Genomic DNA, 22,834 nt, shown 5'->3' with positions numbered 1-22,834 from the left:
AGGAACTTCATTTGCTGTAGGAAACGCTTCCAGCCAAAGGATGGGCTTTCGGCTCGCCTGAAAGCCGCTAAGTTCAGGTGTCTCCCAGGTCGTCCCACGATGTAAGCCGGAAAGAACGCCGCCTAATATCGTCGACATGGCTAGCTGCATCTCTGTCCTGTGGGCTATGGCAGGTAAACTGCTAAAGCCTGAATATGACGTCGGTTGTTACCAAGTTATATTTTCCGCAAAGTGTCTGGCCATCGCTTAATTGATGATGGTCAGACACTTTTTTACTATCAAGGGAATTGTGGGGCGATACAAAATTTGGGGCAGGTGCTAGATTGTTAAGTTGCGCGTCCAATCGAGCGGGAAATGATTCTTGTATACGGACTCTTTACATGTGCGTGTTAAGTTGTAGCTGAACTGGCAGACACCACGAATGGGGGAGAGCGTTATGGGAATCAAATTCTGCAAGCACTTCTACAGCACGTTTTCGTTTTGGTTGGGACTTTTTCTATTTTTACCCGCGGCAAAGTGGCTGATGGTTTATCCGCATGAGGGATTGGGCGACTTCACGATTAACATTATCGCAATCGTCTGGGGGCTGATTGCAATCCTTCGCGCGCTGATTCAGGCTAAGGATGTGGCGTAGGGCGTGCCTGAGCACATAGCGGCTGACCTCTTAGGTTACTTGATTGTCCTGGGGCAGTGAGGCGTAAGCTTATAGAAAGGTTCTTGATTTAGGCTAAACCCTAATCACCACTAGTGAATGTTCCCGGATTTTGGCGTATCATAGGACTATTAATATTTTCTAAAGGAGGCGTCCGTGTGGCTTTTCTGGGAACACTCTGTTTGATTCTGGTACTGACGACGTTGGCGGGGAATTTTGCCAACCGGTTAGGCGTTCCGGCCGTGATCGGCGAGTTGCTGATTGGAATTATCATTGGGCCGGCCCTGCTCAACTGGGTTCAACTCAACAGTCTAGTCAGTTTATTCGCCGACATTGGGGTGGTGATCCTAATGTTCTTGGGCGGGCTCGAAAGTAATTTACAACTTTTGATGAAGTATCTCAAGCCGGCGATCGTGGTAGCGACTTCCGGGGTAATCTTTCCCATTGCGATGATGGGGTTGGCCTCCTGGTGGTGGGGCTTCACGCCGCTCGAAGCGCTGTTTATTGGTGTCATCTTTTCAGCAACGTCGGTCTCTATTTCCGTGGCCGTTTTGAAGGAGTACCACGCCCTCTCTACGCGTGAGGGTGCGACGATTCTGGGGGCCGCGGTGGCCGACGACATCATGGGGGTCATCCTGTTGTCACTGATGATCAGTCTGCTGGCCAGTCAAGGAATCCAGGCCGCGGGCAGTCAACCGGCGCTGGGCTTAGTCTTACTTGAACAGGTCGCCTTTTTCGGTGGGACTTACGTCGTGGTCAAATGGATCGCACCGTACCTGATGCATTTGAGCGAGCGGCTGGTCATGGCATCCAGTGTAACGATCATGTCGATGGTCATCTGTCTGAGTATGGCGTGGCTAGCTGACATTGTCGGGTTGAGTGGGGCTATTGGCGCCTTCTTTGCCGGAATTGCCGTGGCGCACACGCCGTACCGCGCGGTGTTGGCCGATCACGTGGAACCGCTGGGAAATGCCATCTTCATTCCTGTTTTCTTTGTGAGTGTGGGCTTGAACATGACGCTGGACCATTTGGCGGATAACCTGGGTATCATCGTGGGCTTAACGGTCCTGGCGTGCCTGGCAAAATTGTTGGGCTGTGGCTTGGGCGCACGTCTGTGTGGTTTCGACCTGAAGAGCAGCACCGTGATTGGTACCGGGATGATCGCCCGGGGTGAAATGGGGCTGATTACCGCCCAGATTGGGCATCAAGCGGGTCTGCTTGGTGGAGCAGACTATTCCGCCATGATCTTGGTTATTGTCTTGGCAACAATTATTGCACCACTCGTGTTGAAACAAGCATTGAAGGGCATGCCGCAACCGGCTGCTGAATAAGTCTGTTGAGAGAAGGTTCGCTAACTGGGCGAACCTTTTTTTTCTAAAGACTTTCTATTGACCATCATTATAAAAAAATTAGAATTAGTACACTTAAATGAAAAAAGCCTAATTATTGTGGTGATATAAATGAGAGGTCGTGGTTCCAAGTATGCGTAAATATATTCTACAACATCGTGGAGAAGTGTTGGTCGAGACGTTTCTGTTGATGGTGATTGAGGGACTGACGGTCTTGGGGTCAGTACTCAATGCGAACCTGTTGAACGCCCTAATCAAAGGCCAACTGAATCTATTTTTGCTGGCAGTCGGATTGCTGATGCTGGATTGGCTCGTGATTGCGGCCTTGAATTACGGGGCGTCTATCTATCAGGAAAAGGTGATTCAGAATATCGACATCTCTATTCGACAGGATCTGGCCGATATTTTGATCGCTAAGGATTATGAATCATACAATTCGCGGTCGATGGGGGTCTATGAGTCGTGGGTCAATAATGACATTCAGACGATCAACGTGCAGGGCCTTGAAAGCTTTTTTATCGTCGTCGAAGGCGTCTTTGGGACGGTCTTTGCATTGTTCACGCTGATCGCGTATCACTGGAGTTTAGCGTTATCGGCGCTGATCTTGGCGGGACTGATCATCGTGGCGCCCAAGGTTTTTGACAAGCGGATCATGCGGGCCAACACACAATTAACGCACCAAAATGAGGCCTTTGTTAATCGAACACAAGACGTGATGGGCGTGTTCAACCTGCTCTATGCCTTTCAGGCGTTACGGTTACTGAAGCAGGGGATCATTTCAGCATCTAAGGCGCTTAAGCGATCTTACGTCAACCAACGGCGTGCGCAGAGTAGCGTACAAGTTGTGGGATTCCTGGGCAACGTCATTTCCCAAGTCATGTTGATGGGGTTGACCGGGATTTTAGCGATGATGAAGTTGGTTTCAATTGGGACATTAAGTGCTGTGAGCAGTCTGTCGGGGAACATTTTCAATAACCTGGGTAATATGAGTACGTATTTAGGAATGATTCGTGGGGTGAAGCCCATTTTTGAAAAATTTGAGCTGGAACGTGAAAAATTCCCAGTCGAACCGGAGATGGCAGAGCTAGCCGTCTCCACAATGGCCGTGGTACCAGACATCATTCAGGTCCACGACTTAAGCTTTGCCTATCACACCGACCACCCCATTTTGTGTCACGTGACCTACAACTTTGAGCAAGGCAAAAAGTATCTGATCCTGGGTGAAAGTGGCTGTGGTAAGTCGACCTTCCTGAAAGTCTTGACGGGCTACCTGACCAATTATACCGGTGAAATTCGGCTGGCCGGTAAGTCACTTAAAGATTATTCAGCGAATCAGTTGGGGCAACAACTGTTGTATTTGGACCAACGGCCACAAGCGTTGACGGCTACGGTGCGGGAAAACCTCCGCCTAGCCGATGACTACGGTGACGAAGAGCTGGTGGCGGTCTTGTTGGCAACGAAACTGTGTCCGGACCAGGAGAGTGCCCGGGCGTTTCTGGATCAAAACGTTGGGGATGGTGGCAGTGATCTGTCTGGTGGTCAGCTACAGCGGCTGGCTTTAGCACGTGGGCTACTGCGACACGTCGGGCTGATTCTGTTGGATGAAGGGACATCGGCAGTCGATACCGTGAATGCGGTGAAGATTGAACGTGACTTGCTGGAAAACCCAGCGTTAACGCTAATTATGATCAGTCACACGCCACATGAGGAGACACAAGCGCTATTTGATGAGACGATTCAGTTTGAGGCGCTTAACGGGAAGCAAGCAGAGTGACGATTCCCAGTGCCACGAGAGACACGGGCGCGGGTTAGCTTTCTTTGAGGTTTCAGAAAAGATCGGTAGTCACATGCAGTTAACCTGACAAAGGCGGGATGCATGGGATGCCGATTTTTTTGGGGGAAAATAAGGCGGGTAGCGGCTACTTCATGGTATGAAATAAGTTTTAAATAATGAAAACTATAAATGAATATACAAACGCCGGTATTATCATTAATCCAAGGGATGGAATAGTTCTAAATTGCGGGATGAGGCGGTCACCTACCGGATGTAATGAATGAAGTAGGTGAAATAAATATAGTATTGATAATATTTTGCTTATTGAAAATGGCAAATAAGCGTTTTCATTCAGGCTTAAAACCTGTACTATGGAACGTGAGGTTGTGTTTTACAGAGGATAGGGAGCTAACAACTGGTGAATGGCAGTAATAGTGTGGTTCCTATGTTGTTTATTCTGACGCTTAAGAAAAAAATGGCGATTCGTCGTTAGTTCCTATGTCATCTGCAGAACATAAATTAGGTTGGAAAAGGTTGGAGGAATTTTGGATGAAACAAGTTAAGTTTAGCCACTGGTTAAAGACCAAAGCGGTGTTAGCGGCTGTGGTGGCTGCAACCATCGTAGGTGGCGCCGTTACCGGCGTGACTGCCAGTGATACCAGTGTACATAGTACTACCAGCAACGTCACGACAACCGCTACGGCTAATCCGTTAACGTTGTCGCAATACGAGCACGCCACCGCGACGCAACTCGCGCAGATGGTGCGTTCTGGTAAGGTTACCAGTCAACAGTTGATTCAATTGGCGATGACCAAGGTCAAACAGGATAATCCACAGTTGAATGCTGTGATTACCATGCGTGAGGATAAGGCCTTAGACGAAGCCGCCGCTATGAAGGATACCGGTCAGCCATTCTATGGCGTGCCCATTTTGATTAAAGGCTTGGCACAGGAATTAAAGGGCGAGTCCGCAACGCAGGGCCTGCCTTACTCCAGCACGCGAGTCTCGTCGTACACCAAGCCATTTGTGACTCAGCTGCAGAGTTTGGGTTTTGTCGTCATTGGGCAAACGAATTATCCCGAGTTGGGGCTGACCAATATTACGACGTCCAAGCTCTATGGGGCAGCGAATAATCCATGGAACACCGCCGATAATCCCGGTGGATCTTCCGGTGGTGCGGCAGCGAGTGTCGCCGACGACATGGTTCCAGTTGCAACCGGGAACGATGCCGGTGGGTCACTACGGATTCCAGCGTCATGGTCTGGCGTTATTGGTCTGAAGCCCTCCGCGGGGATGATCAAGGGAGACAGTGCCGCCAGCACCATGGCAAGCTTCGCTGAGACCAAGAGTATGGCAGATACGCAGACCTTATTTGATAACATGTTGAGTGGTAGCGTCACGGCAGAGGCCGCACCAAAGGACCTGAAGTCGGTGACGATTGCCTACTCGACCAAATCGCCTGTGGGCACGCCGGTCAGTCAGGATGCTGTGAACGCGGTCACCCAGGCCGTGTCTTTCCTGAAGAGCCAAGGATTTAACGTCAAGCAGGTCGACAGTCCAGTCGATGGTAAAGCCTTGATGCAGGCCTACTACAAGGGGGCAACAAGTAGTGGCTTTGCCGCTAATTCGTGGGCGAAAGCGGCTTATAAACGTGATCTCTTACCTGATGATGGGAGTATCATGACCTATGCGTTATTTGAAGCCAGCAAGAAATTAACCGCGCCAGACCGTGCCAGTTATGCCAGTGTGGTTGCAACGGCCAAACAACAGATGACTGATTTTCACCAAAAATATGGTCTGTATTTGACACCAACAACGGCCACCACAGCGCCAAGCAACACGGATCCGGCTTACTTGCCCGAGTACGTTGAGAAGATGCGCGACATTGCATCGCTGGACAGTAAGGACCAGATGCAGTTGATCTACGATGCTTGGTTACATGGCTTGAGCAAGACGCCATTTACCCAACTGGCTAACGTGACCGGCGAACCGGCAATTAGTTTGCCAACGTACGTGAGTGCTAGTCGGATGCCGCTGGGGATTCAATTGGAAGCCGCCAAGAACCAAGACCGGCTGCTGTTAGCGATGGGTGATCTCTTTGAAAGTAAGAATCAACTAAAATTCTTGGACAGCCAGTCGACAAGTGATAATACGACTGGGACCACAACGACCCCGGCAACAGCTGAAACTTCAGCGTCGAGCGAATCAAAGCCAGCAACATCAGAGTCCAAGCCAACCAAACCGGTAACGCCAGTCGTTGCCCAGGCACCAAAGGTTGTTTACGCCAAGGGGGCATTGAACCTGTATAAGGACGTCAACTTGACGCAACGGGTTCGGCACTACACGGCCAAGCCGCGAGTTCACAGTCGGACGTTTAAGACGCTGGGCGTAGCCTTTACCAAGAACGGTGCGTTACGTTACCGAGTCAAGGGTGGTTATATTACGGCTAATTCGAAGTTCGTGGCCTCGCTCTACTACCTGCAGAATCCACGGCGGGTGCGGGTCATCAGTCAGCACGGTATCTACAGTTATCGTGGCAAGACTTTTAAGTCCAGCCAACGGGTTCGTTTGATCAAGAAGGGACAGGTCTTGAAAATCAAGGCAATTCGTTTCCACGGTCAAATTGCACGCCTGGAGCTCACAAACGGCCAATTGATTACAGCAAATAAGCAGTTTGTGATTCGAAAATAGGTAGAAATAGGTAACCGCAGTACAGTAAACTTAAATTAATATGAGTAGAGAAAGGCCGCCAGATTGGTATTTTCTTCCAATCTGGCGGCCTTTCTCTACTCTTTTTTGAGGTCATGTAGATGTTTCGTGAACGCTTCAGCCGGGTACTTGGTGACGTTCCCTGTTCTTCACAGCTTTTAGAGCGACCTTTAGATCAATGGTCACCAGTAGTCGTCAGCAGTTCCCTTTGATCATTTGGGTAAGAAAGAGGGTGGCAAGTCGCTATCTAATTCTTTGGCGCCCTTTTCCGCTTGCTACTTACGGTTAGTGTCCTTAGCCTAGCTTATTCTGGTTTTGCCATAGTTTTTTCCCTAAATCTAGGCTTGTTGGCGAATGAATCAGTAACGATAGACGTATCGGCTAGCTCCAAGGCATGACACCTAGAAAACCTAGCCAGGTCAGGAGGCCGATAATCAGCCAGAGACCGTAAAAAACAATCAGACAACGGCGCAGGACAGACAATTGGTGCCAGCCGTGCTGCCGCCAACTGAAAAGATAAATGGTCAGCATGATCAGGCTCAGTACGCCCATTAGTAGGCTGCCACCGAGAATTAATGCGTCGGGATGGGACGGATTGTGTTCGGCCATTCCAATACCACCAATGATAAATAGGATGACGGGCAAAACTATAAGAGGGCGTTGATGAGTCCCTCAATGAATAACGTGCGTTTCGTCATTTGCATAAGCTACCTCCCCAGGTATCCTCAGCTTACCACGAAAGCGTGGCAAAGATAGTGGTATTGCTGTGGGGGCACACTTATTTTCTAAGAGCCAGTGGTTCGTCTTGCTTTCTGACCCGAAGTCGCGTAACTTTAGGGAGCAAGATGAACACAGCATTTCCTGGGGAGGAAAATGATTTGAAAAAACCAATCTTTTTACTGAGCTTAGCGGCGATTACGTTGGGGTTAGGTGCAACTAGTTTGACATCGTCGGCACAAGCAGCAACTTGGCATCAGGGAACGCCTAAAGCTTTGCGGCATACGTGGATCTATAATGGTCATGGTGATAATAAGGCGTACATCACGTACAGCAAGTCGACTAGCACCGGGAACCTCTTTGCACGGGATGAAACTAGTCACCACTACTACCGGTTGCCGGGTTATGGCCTGAAAAAGCTGAAATATCAATCGTTGGGTCACCACATTTATCGGTTGTCCGGCATTCAGTATTCGCCTAAGAACAGTCAGGTCCAGTTCGATGGGCAGCGACTGAGTTACAAGTTGAGGCTGACTAAGAACCATCTGCATTTTTACAAGGGTTACCGTAACTATGACCGGCACGCGAGTTTTGCGACGATGAAGACGCCAAAGGGACTGGAATAGGGAATTGACAGAAAAGGACTTGCGATACGCGTAGGTCCTTTTTGAGTCCCTTGATGGCGACACCTGCTATACTGAGAAAAATGGGGGATGAGGTCAAATGAGGGTGACACTAAGGCCGCTAACAATGGCGGATGCACCGGCGTTTTGGCAGCTGGCGTATGGGGATGAAGATGCCGAATGGACGCGGTGGAATGGGCCGTACTTTCACGATCAATTACCGAGTCGTGAGCAGTTTCTAAGCAACATTGTGCCAACGAAGTTTATTGATCAGCCGAATCAGCGGGTCATCTGGGCCGATTCGAAAATGGTTGGTAGCGTCTCCTACCACTATGCGGATGGCAATCTACGTCGGTGGTTGGAAGTCGGTATCGTCATTTATCGTCAAAATAACTGGCAACAGGGCATTGGCAAACAGGCACTGACTCAATGGGTCAATCAGGTCTGGGCCCAAACAACGTTGCCGCATCTAGGGCTGACGACCTGGTCGGGCAACACACGCATGTGTCGTTTGGCGAAAAGTATCGGTTGGCAAGAAGAGGGCCGCAGCCGACAAGTTCGTTATTGGCAGGGGCAGTACTGGGATTCGGTCAAGTATGGCTGCTTGCGCGAAGAATGGCGGGGATGATGAGAAAGCCTAGCCGTTGCCGAATTACGCTGGCTTGTGGCAAACGTATTTCTCGAGATAGTCAATAAAATAGCGGCGCTGTCGTCTGAAAGATTCAGCTGACAGCGCCGCTATTTGCTTGATGGGATATTAGTCTAAGATGTGTCTAAAGCTTGAAATCTGAATGAGTTAAATGACTCTGGTGACAGTAGGACTTGTCACCACTAAGTTAGTGACAATGATCGCACTGCAGCTGCCAGGAGTGGGCAGCGCCTCAAGCCTATATCTACCGACCGATAAGACGCTGGCTGACCAATGTTGCCTAATTCTAATCTTAGTATCGCTGTTACAATAAACTGGTTTAATTCTGGAATTCATGTTCGATCGTTAAATCGGCTTGCGGAATTTTGTCCGATGCAATCAACGGGGAGGCGGCCCCAATACTCAACAGGGTCAAGTGGTGCATGGCCCGCGACGCAATCGTGTAGAGCGTCCCGGTCAACTGCTCGTCGGGGTAGTTCTCGGCGGATACGTTGTAGGCAATGACGCTATCGAACTCCAGTCCCTTGGCCAAGTAGATTGGTAAGACGACGATCCCCTTTGGCAAGGAGCGGTCGGTGTCGGTCAGCCGCGTCAGGTCGAACTCGGTATGAAGTTCCTGATAGACGTACTTGGCCTCGGCTGTACTCTTAGTGAGAATCGCGACGGTCCCATTTGTGGCGAGCTCTAAGCGTAGTTCGTGAGCAAGGGCTTTGAAAGCCGCAGCGTTATCGTAACGGATGACCACCTTGGGCAGGTCGCCTGGCCGGTTGAAGGCTTCAATTTGGTCGCCGTCGGGTAGAAGGGCCTTGGCAAAGGTAGTGATGGGTAGCGTTGAACGGTAGGAACGCCGTAACGTAATCAGGCGCGACCGTTTGACATTGAGCGCGGCATCCAACTTTTTCAGAATGGATTCCGGTGACTCCACCGCCTTGAAGAGGGCCTGTTCGCTATCGCCTAGAAGGGTCAGCTTAGCCCGCGGGAAGGCGTGCTGCAGGTAAATCAGTTGGGCCATCGAGTAGTCCTGCATTTCGTCGACGAAAAGGTGTTGCATCCGGTGATTCGCCCCGCCCCCAGCGAGAATGTCACGCAAATACAGCAGAGGAGCGGCGTCAGTCAGCGCGAGTTTATGGTATTCGATGTCGTGCTGGTAGGCGTCAATAACAGTTTGCCAGTCTGTAGTCAAAACGTCGTCGGGAAGCGGACATTGCTTGAGAAAGGCGGTGTACTGCGCGTAAGCATCCAGAAAGTAGCCGTTGTAAATGGCGTCGTCGACCTGCCGTAGACGACGGCGAACAATTTGCCGGGCGATGAAGTCAATCTCATCGTCGAGTTGTTCAAACTTACCCAGGTGTTTTTCGCCTAGTAGGTTGTGATAGTCCTCGTCGCTGAGCTGGTCGATGGTGTCACGCACCCAGTCGGCCTTGGCTTCTTCGCGAATCCGATGTTTAAGTCGCTTTTCTAGTTCATTTTTAGTGCGCAAAAAGCGGTCGGCTGGTGCCGTGGCTGCTGGGAAATGACTGTAAATGTCGCGAATCTCTTCCTTATCAAAAAAGACGCGACCCTTAAACCGAATGTCCGTGAACTGCAACTCATCCGGAGATACCTGATGACAGTAGTCGTTGACGGCTGTCATCATGGTGGCACTCTCACGAAAATTTCGGAGGGGCAAGTTGACCGGTGTTTGCTGGTCTTCTTCATAGCGCGCGAATTGGGTTTGAACGTTAAGCCCTTGGAAACGTTGGGTTAAAAACTCGGCCAACGTGACCTGCCGCATGTTCCGTTCCCCCAGACTAGGAAGAACGTCGCTGATGTAGTGACTGAACAACCGATTAGGTGAGAACAGAACAATCTGATCGGCTTCTAGGTCGCGCCGACTGTGGTACAGCAAAAAGGCAATGCGCTGTAAGATAGCGGACGTCTTGCCGGAACCGGCGACCCCTTGAACGACCAGCAAATCACTCTTAGTGTCACGAATGATGTCGTTTTGTTCGCGTTGAATGGTCGACACGATGTTCTGCATGGTGGCGTCGTTTTGTTCACCCAGGGCATGTTGCAACATCTCATCGCCGACGGTCTCGTTGGTGTCGAACATACTGGTAATTTGACCGTTTTGAATCAGAAATTGGCGTTTCTTCAGGAGGTTAGTTTCTTGATCGCCGGCGGGCGTACTGTAAGCGACTTCGCCGAGCACCCCGTTGTAATAAATACTGGAGACGGGCGCGCGCCAATCGTAGACCAGAAAGTTCTGGTCCTCGTCGACAAATGAGGCGGTCCCAATGTAAAGTGACTCCGGCTGAGATTCACCGGGATCTTGAATGTCAATGCGGCCAAAGTAAGGTGACTTTTTGAGTTCCTTATAAGTATCTAATTGGCCTTCAATGATATTTTGATTTTCGGTCAACCGGGAAACCAAGGCCCGTTGTTGTTGCAGCTCGGCACTAGTTTCAATTCGGTCATCGACTTCAAACCAGTTGACTGAGGTGTTTTCACTATAATTCTTTAACACATTGCGCAGTTCTTTGTGGGCGGCCGTGTAGTCGGCGACGGTCTTGTCGATGCGTTCGCCAATCTGGTCGGCCACTTGGTCCACACGCTGTTGTTCCTCTGCTTGTTCGCTGGTGGTCAAATTGACCGCCTCCTTTTTTCAAATTCTGATTAAGTGTAGATTGTTCATTGGTGGTTCGCTTCCGGCTATCAGACGCTACGCTGTGGGGGAGCATATAGAAGCTTTTGAATCCCGGCTTGAAGTCTTAATGAGTGAGTCTTCAAATCCTTCAGTGGTGTTGCCCACAGCAGGTAGCAACTTTGGCAACCGGTATGCAGCAATGCCACATTTTAAGTCCTAAATTGCTTAACAAGTTTAGTCATATTCCGGGGCAGTGTCAATCAATCCCACCGTTTTTGATGGAAATAAATCTTCTGGGGGCTGACAGTTTACATTGCCCGTAAAAACCGCTAATATAAAGGAATAGGGACTCGAAAAAAGTAGGCCAATTGCAGAGAAAAACCGGCAGTGCTGAAACGGTTTTGTGGGCGAAATGGGTCGAGTCAGTTTTATTTAACCGATAACTAATTTTATCGCGGTGTCTCCGTTAACGACAAAAGTGGTGGCTAAAATGGTCACAATTTAGGTGGTACCGCGCATAAGCGTCCTATTGGCATTGGCCAATGGGGCGCTTTTTCAGAAAGGATGAAAAATATTGAGTAAAAAACACGTCATTTTAACTGGGGACCGACCAACCGGAAAGCTTCATATTGGACACTACGTTGGTTCGTTGAAGAACCGGGTCGCTTTACAGAATACCGGCGATTACGACACCTACATCATGATCGCTGACACGCAAGCGTTGACCGACAATGCCCGCGATCCCGAAAAGATTCGGCACAGTTTGCTACAAGTAGCTTTAGACTACCTAGCCGTGGGAATCGACCCCGCCAAGTCAACGATTCTGGTGCAGTCTCAGATTCCAGCCCTAAGCGAATTGACCATGGCTTACTTGAACTTAGTCAGCGTCTCTCGGCTGAACCGGAACCCAACGGTCAAGGCAGAAATTAAGCAAAAGGCCTTTGGTGAAAGTGTCCCGGCCGGTTTCTTCATCTATCCGGTTAGCCAGGCTGCCGATATCACGGCGTTCAAGGCCGATACGGTACCTGTTGGTGAAGACCAAGAGCCAATGTTGGAACAAACCCGTGAAATCGTCCGGACCTTCAACAACGTTTATGGTCAAGAAATTCTGGTAGAACCTGAGGGCTACTTCCCACCAAAGGGTCAAGGTCGGATTCCTGGGTTAGATGGCAACGCTAAGATGAGTAAGTCTCTGGACAATGCCATTTACCTCGGCGATAGTGAAGATACGATTCAAAAGAAGATCATGTCCATGTACACCGATCCCGAACACATTCACATCGAAGATCCAGGTCACATTGAAGGGAACACTGTCTTCACGTACCTCGATATTTTCGCTGAAGATCAAGCACACGTGGCTGACTTGAAAGCTCAATACCAACACGGTGGCCTCGGCGATGTCAAGATCAAGCGCTACTTAAATGACGTCTTGCAAGCCAAATTACAACCGATCCGCCAACGCCGCGAACAGTTTGCTGCCGACGAAGGGGCTGTTTATGACATCTTGAAGCAGGGGAGCGAACGCGCGAACCAAGTGGCTGCGCAAACCTTGCACGAAGTACGCCACGCAATTGGTGTGGACTACTTCGGCTAAGTTGAAATGGGGGATAGACAATGCAAAATTTAGCCATTGTTGATTTGGGGTCAAATTCGGTCCGCATGGCCGTTAATGAGCTGCACGATGACGGCACCTATCGGGAAGTTAACCGAGTCAAGGTCGATAGTCGTTTGTCAGAGGGCATGGGGCCCGAGAAAATTCTCCAACCGAATGCGATGGACCGCACGATTGCGGCGTTAAAGTCGTTTCGGCCCTACTATGAACAACTTCCCCATTTAATTGTCCGGGGGATTGCGACAGCGGCAGTGCGTCAAGCGCGTAACCGCGATGATTTCTTGAAACGCGTGGCCGAGGCAACCGATATTCAGCTTGAAGTGCTGTCGGGTGATCAGGAAGCCTACTATGACTACTTAGGGGCCGTCAACCGCTTGAAAATTAAGGACTGTCTCCTTTTGGATACCGGTGGGGCCAGTTGTGAACTGGTCCACGTAAAAAATAGTCGTGATGCCAATCTGATCAGTGTGCCGTTTGGTGCCGTCAACCTCTCCGAACAGTTTCATCTCGACGACCAAGTGACAGCCGTTGACCTCTTCTCGGCTCAGGTCTTTCTGCGCGAACGGCTTCAGGACATCTGGTGGCTAAATGATGCGAAACACCTCCCGCTTGTCTTGTTGGGTGGCGCGAATCGGACGCTGGCCCGGATGAATCGGCAGCAGCAAAAAATCTTACACGTGGAAAATATCCACGGTTACCGACTGACTACCGGCCAGGTTATGAAGACCTTTGAACGGTTGTTGGAAGTGCGACTAGCCGAACGACGGCGAATCTCCGGCTTGGAGCCGGAACGTGCCGACATTATCATTGGCGGGATGTTGCCGTTGGTGACACTGCTGCAGATGTTGGATTCGGATAGGGTCATCTTCTCCGAAAGCGGCGTCCGCGAAGGCATCATCTCGGAATACCTGAGTCAACGGTAACCCTGATGCCGCCTGCGGAGACTAGGTACTACGTCCGTGGGGCGACCTCTGAAGCCTGAAGAGCGGTCTTCAGAGGCGGCTTGGAGCCTCGAAAGACGAGTCTCCAAGCCGTCCCGTGCTGTAACCTAGCAGAAACGCTAGCTAACAGCACCGACACGGACTCCGTACCTAGTCTCCTCCAGCTCCGGCAACCCGAGTTAATGTTGACTGGATTTTCCGGTGGCCTTTCGCTACCTAGAGGTGGGTTGTTGGAGAGATTGGTTTAGTGATTATGGGGATTTTACCTGCGGCTGGCAGACGCCCATACTGTGGGGACCGACCGAAGCCTATGCAGCGGTCTTCGGTCTCACCTTGAAGCCGCCAAGAGCGAGTCTCCAAGCCGTCCCGTGCTGTAACCTAGCAGAAACGCTAGCTAACAGCACCGACACGGACTCCGTACCTAGTCTCCTCCGGCTCCGGCAACACGAGTTAACGTTGACTGGATTTTCCAGTGGCCTTTCGCTACCTAGTGGTGGGTGTTAGAGAGAGTGGTTTAGGGACTGTGGATTTTTTCTGCGGCTGGCAGACGCCCATACTGTGGGGACCGACCGAAGCCTGTGAAGCGTTCGTACAATAAGCGACACGCACTAGCTTCGCAATATTTACACGATTGAAAGGAGTCGATGGTCGATGACGGCTTTTTACCGGTTACCTTATCGGGTACGACGCGATCAGCTTGCGCGTACCAGTCATTTGACGGTGGCACAATTGGCATTGCTGGCACAGCGTCGGCAGGCCACCGATGAAGATTTAATTGAAAACTATTTAACGACTTATGGGTTGCCCGAGGGGGTGGCTGTCAATCTGCGGGTCAACGGGTGCGACGTGGCCGTTCCCATGGTGACCGAGGAACCGTCAGTGATTGCCGCTGCCAGCAATGGTGGCCGTTTGCTGACTAGCGCTACAGGAATCACGACCGAAGTCTCTCGGCGCGAGTTGATGGGCCAGATTGTGTTTAGCCACGTCCGTGATCCACAGCACTTACAGGATTGGCTGATGAGCCATGAGAAGAAACTCCTAAAGGTGGCCGATGCGGCGCACCCCACGTTGCTCACGCACGGTGGCGGCGCTCGGTCCTTGCGCGTTCGTATTTTGCCGCCGGACTGGGTCTCCTTAGACCTGTTCATCGACGTTGGTGAGGCGATGGGAGCCAATTTAGTCAACACGCTGACTGAAGCCGTCGCTACCGAAATCAAGGCACACTTCGACGTGGATATTTTGATGAGTATTCTTAGTAATTACGCCACGCACAGTCTGGTAACGGCGAGTTGTGCCGTGCCGGTTGGGCAGTTAAAGACGAAGACAATTGCGGGTGCCACAGTGGCCAAACGAATTGCTGAGGCTAGCGATTACGCGCAGGTCGATCCGTACCGCGCCGTAACTCACAACAAGGGGATTATGAACGGTATCGATGCCGTGGTGCTTGCCATGGGCAACGATTGGCGAGCCGTCGAAAGTGGCGTGCACGCGTATGCTAGCCGAAATGGGCGTTATCAAGGCCTAAGTCGCTGGTGGGTCAGTGCAGGAGTCCTGCACGGTGAACTGACGATTCCTTTAGCGCTTGGCTTCGTTGGCGGGGCGACCAAGGTGTTGCCGTTAGTGCAGATAAACCAGCAACTCGCTCAGGTTGACAACGCCCGTGAACTCATGGGCATGACGGCCGCCGTGGGGCTGGCACAGAATGTGGCGGCACTGCGGGCACTCGTGACCGATGGCATTCAGCGTGGTCACATGTCGCTTCAGCGCAAGTCACTAGCACTGTCCGTGGGAGCGACCCCAACAGAATTACCAGCCGTGACGCAACGGTTGGCCCAATTCAAGCAGCCGACCACGGCGCAAGCGACGGCGGCACTTCAAGCCGTTCGTCAGGCAAATTTAAAGAAATAGGGGAACTTAAAAATTATGCAAGCAAAAGATGTGCAATTAAACGATGAGGTTCAAGGCCTCTTAAATCAGGTTAACGCGCTCTATCCCGGCAAAGTCGAAGTTCAATTTATTGGTGAACTCCAAGCGGGTTTCGTCCGTCACGACCAAGCCCAACAGGTTCAAATGGGTAAGGACATTAATATTCAGGTCGCCGATTTGACGGCACCAAATTACACGGCTTCTCACGAACTGGTTCATTTGCTAATGATCCTGTCTGGTTTCCCCCAAGTCTTCTTCTCGTTGACGACCGGCCAACCCCAGCTCGACGAACAATTGATGATCATGGGGACCGAGCTTTATGATATCGTGAGCCACATTGTGGTAGTTAGTGAACAACGCAAGCATGGACTGATCACTGATGAGATTGCGGGACTATACTTAAATGGGGTCACGGCGACACTCAAGCCGGAACCCACACCGGTCGATGATGAAATGACGTTGCGAACGCTGACACTGTTGGATGCACTGGTCTTCTTTGGCCTTGACAACGATAAAATCATCGCCCAGTTCAAGCGCGACTATCCAATTAGTTACGCTGCCGCGCGGAAGTTATACGATATCATTAGCGAAAAGCCAGTGGATTCGCCGTTTACCTTACGCCGTAACGTAGTCAAATTGTTCAAGGCATTCGACGCCCAATTAGAGGCTTGGCATTTGCCAGCACTGCACAATACGGAATTCACAACGCTGACCAGTGTGCTATCCAAGCGTCAACTAAGCTTGACCGTCAAGCAAATTTTCGAACTGTACCATTCAGATATGCACGAAAAGACGACCCAGCGGCGCGGCTACGTTGGCTTTAACCGGGCTGATCAGCAGAACGCCTTTGTCTTGCCGTCACCAGCACCGAAGGATGACACGCCGGATTATTACACGAAGATCTATGATATGTCGGTGGAAGACCTCTTCAAACAGTTGAAGATGCCATACATCTTGCGTTAATTTTAGAAAGGATGATTGGGTATGGAAGCGAGCTTACAAGCAACCTTTGACGAGGCGAAGCACATTGTATTTTTAACTGGTGCGGGCGTCTCGACGCCTTCTGGGATTCCAGATTATCGGTCGAAAAATGGCCTATACACTGGACACCGCAACGCCGAGTATTATCTGAGTCACACCTGTTTAGTTCAGGAACCAGATGTATTTTACGATTACGTAAAACAGAACCTCTACTACCCGGATGCCACCCCCAACGTCATTCACGAAAAGCAAGCGGCCTTGACGCAACAGGACCGTGCAATGGTCATTACGCAAAATATCGACAACTTGTACAACGTGGCCCACACCAAGCATCTGGTGGAATTTCACGGCAACATGTACCAGGTGCACTGCCAGGTCTGCGGCGCTAAAGTGGCGTGGCAGGACTATCTGAAGGACCCACACCATGACGTGGATGGCGGTTGGTTACGGCCAGACGTCGTGCTCTACGATGAGGGACTAAACGAAACGAACATTCAACGGTCTGTGGCGGCCATGAATCAGGCCGATTTGGTGGTTATCGTTGGGACGTCGATGCGCGTTTACCCGTTTGCTGGTTTACTCGATTACAGAAACAGTGCGGCCAAAGTAGTCGTTGTGAATCAGGAAAAATTAGATTTAGGCTTTGACTATGATATGGTCCAAGCCGACGCCACTGACTTCTTTAACGAACTCCAGGTCCGGGGGTAACGCGCATGAGCCATCAAGAAGTGATTCATCAACTCAAGCAGTTGGTCCGGCGATTACGCTGGCTTAGCTTTCTGCAACTGATTCCGGACACCTTGGTCATCTATGGTATTTTACAGGTGGCGTTCAACGGTCAGCTAGTCACACTATTTAGCGTGACGTTCACGCGGCAACAGGCGGTACTGGTGACGGCACTGTTTGCCTTGATCGATTTGTGTGTCACCGGGATTCGCTACAATGATCGATTAGCGGGGAAACGGCTGATCAGTCAGCTTAGCGGTCGCCTGACCACGCCCGAGGCTGAACTGATCAAGCAATTCGAGCGGTTTAAATAGGTTTTACCCGGGGGGTGGCGTTTCTATTTGTTGGCGATGATGACCTGGGAGACGCCTGAACTTGGCAGCTTTCAGGCGATCCGGAAGCCCGCCCTTTGGCTGGAGGCGTTCTCTACAGTAAGCGGAATCCCTGACGGTCGGAGTGCGGCTGTTTTCACTAATTTAGCCGTGATAATTCTTACTGCTGCAAGAGTAACGCAAACATTTTGGTTTTCAACCTTTGGTAACTAGTTTAAAAATCTTAGAGGAGGACTCTGCGGATGATTAGTATTGGGTTAACCACTTGGACCGAGCACCCGGCGTTGATTGGCGGTGAAGATCGGCCAGTGACCTTAACTGAATACGCGGGCCATTTTCCGGTGGTTGAACTGGATACGCCATTCTATGGGATTCCGCGGCAGACTACGATTGGCAAGTGGGCCGCTACCGTGCCGGATGGCTTTCAGTATATTCTGAAGGCGAATCAGGTCATGACCAAGCACAATCGCAAGGAGCCAGTTGATGCAGTGGCATTGGCAACGGTATTTGAGCAGTTTAAGGAAGCCATTCAACCCCTGGTAGTCAGTGGCAAGTTGTTAACGGTGCTGTTTCAATTTCCGCCGTTTTTCAATCGGACGACGGCCAACATTGAGTATCTCCGTGACGTGCGTGTGCAGATGGGCAATCTGCCAGTAGCCGTTGAGTTTCGAAGCCCGAGTTGGTTCGCAACACCGGGGATGACGACCGACGTGCTGGACTATCTCAAGTCACTGAAGTTGACCAACGTGACGACCGACGAACCGCATAATTTAAACGATGGGATTCCGTTGATCGACACAGTGACGACATCGGCACTGGCGGTGGTCCGCTTGCACGGCCGCAACGCGCAAGGCTGGTTTAATCAAGGCGCTAGCTGGCGTAAGACGCGGACGCTGTATCGGTACTCAGAAGAGGAGCTGCAGAACTTTGCGGCACTGGCTAAACGGCTAGATCAACAGGCAAAAAATGTCTGCGTCATCTTCAACAACAACTCCGGCCGAGATGCCGCACCGAATGCGCAACGGTTGCAGGCGATTCTAGGCTTACATTGGGCGAATTTGGCGCCACAGCAGTTGGATTTGTTTTAAAAGAATAAAGTCAGCGGTGGAGAGTGGGACATAAAGCGGCTAGTTTGCGAGCATTAACGTGATAGCAGGAATTATGCTTGATTTTGGCATGATTTTTGCTATCGGGTTAAGCGCAACAAACTGCTTTATGTCCCACGTTTCGGCACCATAGTGGCGTAAATAAAAGTTGCTCTTTTCAGAATCATTAGATTCTGAAAAGAGCAACTTTTTGAGCTAATCTTAGTATGTTTTTGTGTTTCCAAATCTATATTACCGAAACGGGTGAAAAAGTAGCCGGCTCCGCTTAAAACTGATAACTGAAAGGTTTAAGCCATGACATATGACTGTTGTCCAGCCATCGCCATACCCGGCCGGTAACTATGGGACTAGATCGGTGCGAACACAACTTAAAACTTCGAAAATGCCGAGTCTGCAAGCTTATTTTTCTACTAAACACTCCTTGACTTAATAGAACGACGCACCTGAACCCGGTTTTGCCGCTGTTAGTGAACCTGGTGTTCTTTACGATATTCTGCTGGTCCCATGCCGTGTTTCTGTTGGAAGAGGCGATTAAAGCTAGTACGATTCGTAAAGCCAAGTTGGGAAATGATTTCTTTAACCGATTTGTTGGAGTTGATAAGGAGGTAGTCTGCGCGACGGATACAGACAATGTTACTGTATTGCTTAATGGAAAGGCCGTATTCTTTTTGAAATAGTCGGTTTAAATAATTACCGTTATATTTTAGCGCCGCACCTAAATCGACATAGGAAATTTTCGCCTCTCGAAGGTCGATAAGTTGCTTAACCTGTTGAATGACAATATTACGTTCAGGGGAGAGTACGCGAATAGCAGATCCAGTATAGAGGTTGCCATTGGCCAGGGCGTCTAGCAGTCTGACCAGCAGTCCTTTTAGCATGAAAACAAAACCAGATTGTTTTACTTTGAACTCGGCTTCAATAGCTGAAAAGCCAACTAGAACTGAGGCAATCTTTGCCGGCGAATAATTTCGTTTTAGAATGAGGGCTTGCTTCTCAGTTGTTGTTTCATCGAGTGTCTGTTGAAAAAAGTCGAAAACCGCACCTGAACGGTGAAAATAAACAAAACGATTATTGAATAATTGCCGCATTAAGTCCGCCGAAATATTTAAAAAGAAAGTCTGAACTTCATTTTGCCGAGCAACCTCTGTGTGAAATAGATTCTTGTCCACAATGCAAACATCACCCTCATTTAGCTTCACAACATGACCATCAAGGTTGACAGAAAGCTCACCTTTTAGCGGACAAATGAGGACAAAATAGTTTTGCGCATGGAGAAGATTGAATTTTTCAAAGTACTTTGACTCCTGTGTATTCATTGAAAATGCTGAGTTTTTATTTAAGGTGTAACGATAGAAATAATTTGTCGTTGCGCCTTTTTCGAATGTTTCGAGAGAGATATCATAGTCACTTTGTCGCGTTGACCGAATTTCCGCAATAGATACTTTTTCCTCTCGCTCTGTGCGTAAATTCTTGTGTACGAAAAAATCTTGTTCGGACAATTGCGTTCACCTCACTAGCTAATGATGTTTAAAAAAGGTACATGGATGTCTGAATAGGTAAAGAAATGATACCAAATTTAAGGCGCCCGTCCCGTAAGATAGGACTTGTCAATTAGGAAAGCGCTTTCGTAAAAACCAACAAGTTAAGGAGCGGTTTAGATGGAATCTATTTTAATTAATGAGTCTTGGAAAGTAAAGAATGGGACTACGGATGTTAGTGATCAAGTGTCAGGTGGTACCGCAAAGATCCATGACGTTAATGTCGACTTGCCCTACGATGGGATGCTGCGAACGCAGAGACGTGCAGAAAATGATACAGGATCAGACATGGGATTCTTCGCTGGTGAAGACTATGAGTATGTCAAGGAAATCTTGATTGATGCGCAACATGTAAATCAGGAAGTATTTTTGAAATTTAAAGGTGTCATGGGAAATACGACGATTTTAGTCAATAACCAGGTCGTTGGCCGCCATCCCTATGGTTATACCGGCTTTACGGTTGCCGTTCAGGACTACGTTGTCTTTGGTCAAACCAACACGATCAAAGTTGTTGTGAAAAATAAAGCGCAACCGGCTAGTCGCTGGTATACCGGGTCGGGAATTTTCGATGATGTGTGGCTATTGTTTGGTCAGCCATTGCGCCTCAGCGACGATAGCGTTCATATTCAAACGGAAAGTGCGGATGCGGATAATGCGACGTTAGTTGTGAGCGCACAACTAGTTAATCGGGAAATTGGTGCGAAGACGGTTCATCTGAAATATGAGATTTTTGATAGCGAAGAGCAGGTTGTTGCAAGCAGACTTGAGAAGGTCAATTTAAAGTCGACTTCTAAGCTTGAACTTTCAACCAGAATTTATTTAGCATCGCCAAGATTATGGTCCGTGGCTACGCCGAATTTATACCGGTGTCGGGTGTCCTTATTAGTGGCCGATGAAATTGTTGACAAGGAGTCAGCTATCTTTGGTGTCCGAACCCTGGCATTAAACAATCGACAAGGCCTAATGTTGAATGGAAAAGTGATTAACCTGAAAGGTGGTTGTGTTCATCCTGACGAAGGATTCTTGGGGGCAGCCATCTTTAAGGATAATGAGGAACGTAAGGTTAAACGACTTAAATCGGCTGGCTACAATGCAATTCGCTCGGCGCACAATCCAATGAATGACAAATTAATTGCTGCGTGCGACAAGTACGGCATGCTCGTCATCGATGAATTTACCGATGTGTGGACGCAACCCAAAACGCCTTATGATTATGCACTCTACATGGAACAGCAATGGGAACAAGACCTCACGGCAATGGTCAACAAAGATTTCAATCATCCGTCTGTCATTATCTATTCCATTGGCAATGAAATTCCCGAGACGGGAACCGAGACATCCGCTTTCTGGGGCCGGAAGTTTATCGATAAGATTCGGTCTTTGGACGCGACGCGGTATGTGCTTAATGCGATTAATCCAACCTTATCTAGTATGGACAAATTACCACAGATTGCAGCTTCACTGAAGACCAAAATGAGTCAGGAAAATATCAATGATTTGATGAATAACTTTAAGGAACTTATGCCGTTGGTCAATACGCATCCAATCACGACCGAAGCAATTGCGGAGTCCTGTGACATGGTAGATATCATTGGCTACAATTATGCGGCGGCGCGGTATGAACTTGATCATCAACGGGATGCGCACAGAGTCTTTATTGGAACGGAAACAAATCCATCAGATTTAGCGACCAATTGGGATTTAGTCACGCAGCATCCGTACGTCTTAGGCGATTTCTCGTGGACGGCTTGGGATTATTTGGGAGAGACCGGCGTTGGCCGCTTAGTACCCGATGACGGTAATCAGTCCTTCACGGCCCCTTATCCGTGGGTAACGGCTTACTGTGGTGATTTTGATTTGACTGGTAATCGCAAGCCCGTTTCGTATTGGCGATCGATGATCTGGAATCGCCAACAAAATGAGCCATACATTGCCGTTCAGCGGCCTGAAAACTTTGGTAAGAAGATGTTTGTCAGCAATTGGTCATGGACCGATTCGGAACACTCTTGGACGTGGCCGGGATTTGATGATCAACCAATCATTGTAGAAGTCTACGCAACGGGGGATGAGGTCGAACTGTTTTTGAATGATCAGTCCTTAGGAAAGAAACCAGTTGGTGATGATTTTCAAAAATTTTACAGTAAATGGCAATTGACCTATCAGCCAGGAACCTTGAAAGCAGTGACCTATAAGCATGGTGTCGTTGTCGGTGAAAGCAACTTACAGACAGTTCAGGCGACGAATCATTTAGCCGTGCAAGTTGATAATGCACAGATTCAATCCGGAGAAGACCATTTATGCTTTATTGAAATTGAAGCAGTTGACCAAGATGGTTTGTGTAATCCAATTGATACCAGTGACATTAGGGTAACCGTCACCGGTCCGGGGACACTACAGGCATTGGGGACGAGTGATCCGTGTCCAGAAGAAGGTTTTACGACACCTACACAGCATCTATTTAAGGGGCAGGCCCTTGGAATCGTTCGTTTAGGACAGCGCTCGGGGACAGTAACGGTTCGTGTTGCGGCCGAGAATTTAGCAGAAGTGACGACTGAAATCAAAGTTAATTAAGG

17 protein-coding genes are annotated in these 22,834 nt (G+C 49.4%); 14 read left to right on the top strand and 3 right to left on the bottom strand.

Annotated features, from left to right (window positions below; all coding sequences use genetic code 11):
- Positions 1-436: 436 nt before the first annotated feature.
- The 4 genes from EKM89_RS05540 to EKM89_RS05525 all read left to right on the top strand — a co-directional run bounded on the left by EKM89_RS05540 (position 437) and on the right by EKM89_RS05525 (position 6,466).
- Complete coding sequence (locus EKM89_RS05540) at positions 437-634, top strand: hypothetical protein (RefSeq protein WP_125686487.1); 198 nt, start codon at positions 437-439, stop codon at positions 632-634.
- A 176-nt stretch (positions 635-810) separates the two neighbouring features.
- Complete coding sequence (locus tag EKM89_RS05535; RefSeq protein WP_125686485.1) at positions 811-1,983, top strand: cation:proton antiporter; 1,173 nt, start codon at positions 811-813, stop codon at positions 1,981-1,983.
- A 151-nt stretch (positions 1,984-2,134) separates the two neighbouring features.
- On the top strand, positions 2,135-3,775 hold the full coding sequence (locus EKM89_RS05530) for an ATP-binding cassette domain-containing protein (protein WP_125686483.1): 1,641 nt from the start codon (positions 2,135-2,137) through the stop codon (positions 3,773-3,775).
- 549 nt (positions 3,776-4,324) lie between these two features.
- Positions 4,325-6,466 carry an amidase family protein gene (locus EKM89_RS05525; RefSeq protein ID WP_125686481.1) on the top strand — a complete coding sequence of 714 codons (2,142 nt, stop codon included), beginning with the start codon at positions 4,325-4,327 and terminating at the stop codon, positions 6,464-6,466.
- 399 nt (positions 6,467-6,865) lie between these two features.
- Here the strand turns inward: EKM89_RS05525 and EKM89_RS05520 are convergent, their stop codons facing one another.
- Entirely contained in the window at positions 6,866-7,093 is a 228-nt protein-coding gene (locus EKM89_RS05520; protein ID WP_125686479.1) for a hypothetical protein, read from the bottom strand.
- 269 nt (positions 7,094-7,362) lie between these two features.
- Here EKM89_RS05520 and EKM89_RS05515 point away from each other — a divergent pair, with 269 nt between their 5' ends.
- Together EKM89_RS05515 and EKM89_RS05510 are read left to right on the top strand one after the other, a co-directional pair.
- Positions 7,363-7,827 (top strand): hypothetical protein, encoded by a 465-nt coding sequence (locus EKM89_RS05515; protein WP_125686477.1) that lies wholly within the window; start codon positions 7,363-7,365, stop codon positions 7,825-7,827.
- A gap of 97 nt (positions 7,828-7,924) precedes the next feature.
- Positions 7,925-8,452 carry a GNAT family N-acetyltransferase gene (locus EKM89_RS05510; protein ID WP_125686475.1) on the top strand — a complete coding sequence of 176 codons (528 nt, stop codon included), beginning with the start codon at positions 7,925-7,927 and terminating at the stop codon, positions 8,450-8,452.
- 340 nt (positions 8,453-8,792) lie between these two features.
- On the opposite strand, the gene helD is transcribed toward EKM89_RS05510, so the two are convergent.
- Complete coding sequence (helD, locus tag EKM89_RS05505; RefSeq protein WP_125686473.1) at positions 8,793-11,099, bottom strand: RNA polymerase recycling motor HelD; 2,307 nt, start codon at positions 11,097-11,099, stop codon at positions 8,793-8,795.
- Between the two features lie 574 nt (positions 11,100-11,673).
- Here helD and trpS point away from each other — a divergent pair.
- The 7 genes from trpS to EKM89_RS05470 all read left to right on the top strand — a co-directional run bounded on the left by trpS (position 11,674) and on the right by EKM89_RS05470 (position 18,705).
- Entirely contained in the window at positions 11,674-12,693 is a 1,020-nt protein-coding gene (gene trpS, locus EKM89_RS05500; RefSeq protein ID WP_191988752.1) for a tryptophan--tRNA ligase, read from the top strand.
- Positions 12,694-12,713: 20 nt separating this feature from the next.
- Positions 12,714-13,634, top strand: a complete 921-nt coding sequence (locus EKM89_RS05495) for a Ppx/GppA family phosphatase (protein ID WP_125686469.1) — start codon at positions 12,714-12,716, stop codon at positions 13,632-13,634.
- A 669-nt stretch (positions 13,635-14,303) separates the two neighbouring features.
- The gene (locus EKM89_RS05490) at positions 14,304-15,560 is read left to right on the top strand and encodes a hydroxymethylglutaryl-CoA reductase, degradative (RefSeq protein ID WP_125686467.1); all 1,257 of its coding nucleotides are present in this window, start codon (positions 14,304-14,306) and stop codon (positions 15,558-15,560) included.
- A gap of 15 nt (positions 15,561-15,575) precedes the next feature.
- The gene (locus tag EKM89_RS05485; RefSeq protein ID WP_125686465.1) at positions 15,576-16,541 is read left to right on the top strand and encodes an IpaB/EvcA family protein; all 966 of its coding nucleotides are present in this window, start codon (positions 15,576-15,578) and stop codon (positions 16,539-16,541) included.
- A gap of 21 nt (positions 16,542-16,562) precedes the next feature.
- Complete coding sequence (locus tag EKM89_RS05480) at positions 16,563-17,267, top strand: NAD-dependent protein deacylase (RefSeq protein WP_125686462.1); 705 nt, start codon at positions 16,563-16,565, stop codon at positions 17,265-17,267.
- Between the two features lie 5 nt (positions 17,268-17,272).
- Entirely contained in the window at positions 17,273-17,599 is a 327-nt protein-coding gene (locus EKM89_RS05475) for a hypothetical protein (RefSeq protein ID WP_125686460.1), read from the top strand.
- A gap of 260 nt (positions 17,600-17,859) precedes the next feature.
- The gene (locus EKM89_RS05470; protein WP_125686458.1) at positions 17,860-18,705 is read left to right on the top strand and encodes a DUF72 domain-containing protein; all 846 of its coding nucleotides are present in this window, start codon (positions 17,860-17,862) and stop codon (positions 18,703-18,705) included.
- Between the two features lie 482 nt (positions 18,706-19,187).
- Here the strand turns inward: EKM89_RS05470 and EKM89_RS05465 are convergent, their stop codons facing one another.
- A complete protein-coding gene (locus tag EKM89_RS05465) occupies positions 19,188-20,222 on the bottom strand; it encodes an AraC family transcriptional regulator (RefSeq protein ID WP_125686456.1) in 1,035 nt (344 codons plus the stop codon).
- Positions 20,223-20,381: 159 nt separating this feature from the next.
- Between EKM89_RS05465 and EKM89_RS05460 the strand changes: the two genes are divergently transcribed.
- A complete protein-coding gene (locus tag EKM89_RS05460) occupies positions 20,382-22,832 on the top strand; it encodes a glycoside hydrolase family 2 protein (protein ID WP_125686454.1) in 2,451 nt (816 codons plus the stop codon).
- The last annotated feature ends 2 nt before the right edge of the window (positions 22,833-22,834 follow it).

Origin of the sequence: Levilactobacillus fujinensis, from assembly GCF_003946335.1 — a bacterium.
Classification (GTDB): Bacteria; Bacillota; Bacilli; order Lactobacillales; family Lactobacillaceae; genus Levilactobacillus; species Levilactobacillus fujinensis.
This window is presented reverse-complemented; position numbering and strand designations above follow the sequence as displayed.

Excerpts from the sequence above, each read along its gene's own strand:
- EKM89_RS05540 (WP_125686487.1), top strand. The coding sequence starts at position 437 with ATGGGAATCAAATTCTGCAAGCACTTCTACAGCACGTTTTCGTTTTGG.
- EKM89_RS05530 (WP_125686483.1), top strand. The coding sequence starts at position 2,135 with ATGCGTAAATATATTCTACAACATCGTGGAGAAGTGTTGGTCGAGACG.
- EKM89_RS05525 (WP_125686481.1), top strand. The coding sequence starts at position 4,325 with ATGAAACAAGTTAAGTTTAGCCACTGGTTAAAGACCAAAGCGGTGTTA.
- EKM89_RS05520 (WP_125686479.1), bottom strand. The coding sequence starts at position 7,093 with ATGGCCGAACACAATCCGTCCCATCCCGACGCATTAATTCTCGGTGGC.
- EKM89_RS05510 (WP_125686475.1), top strand. The coding sequence starts at position 7,925 with ATGAGGGTGACACTAAGGCCGCTAACAATGGCGGATGCACCGGCGTTT.
- EKM89_RS05495 (WP_125686469.1), top strand. The coding sequence starts at position 12,714 with ATGCAAAATTTAGCCATTGTTGATTTGGGGTCAAATTCGGTCCGCATG.
- EKM89_RS05490 (WP_125686467.1), top strand. The coding sequence starts at position 14,304 with ATGACGGCTTTTTACCGGTTACCTTATCGGGTACGACGCGATCAGCTT.
- EKM89_RS05485 (WP_125686465.1), top strand. The coding sequence starts at position 15,576 with ATGCAAGCAAAAGATGTGCAATTAAACGATGAGGTTCAAGGCCTCTTA.
- EKM89_RS05480 (WP_125686462.1), top strand. The coding sequence starts at position 16,563 with ATGGAAGCGAGCTTACAAGCAACCTTTGACGAGGCGAAGCACATTGTA.
- EKM89_RS05475 (WP_125686460.1), top strand. The coding sequence starts at position 17,273 with ATGAGCCATCAAGAAGTGATTCATCAACTCAAGCAGTTGGTCCGGCGA.
- EKM89_RS05470 (WP_125686458.1), top strand. The coding sequence starts at position 17,860 with ATGATTAGTATTGGGTTAACCACTTGGACCGAGCACCCGGCGTTGATT.
- EKM89_RS05460 (WP_125686454.1), top strand. The coding sequence starts at position 20,382 with ATGGAATCTATTTTAATTAATGAGTCTTGGAAAGTAAAGAATGGGACT.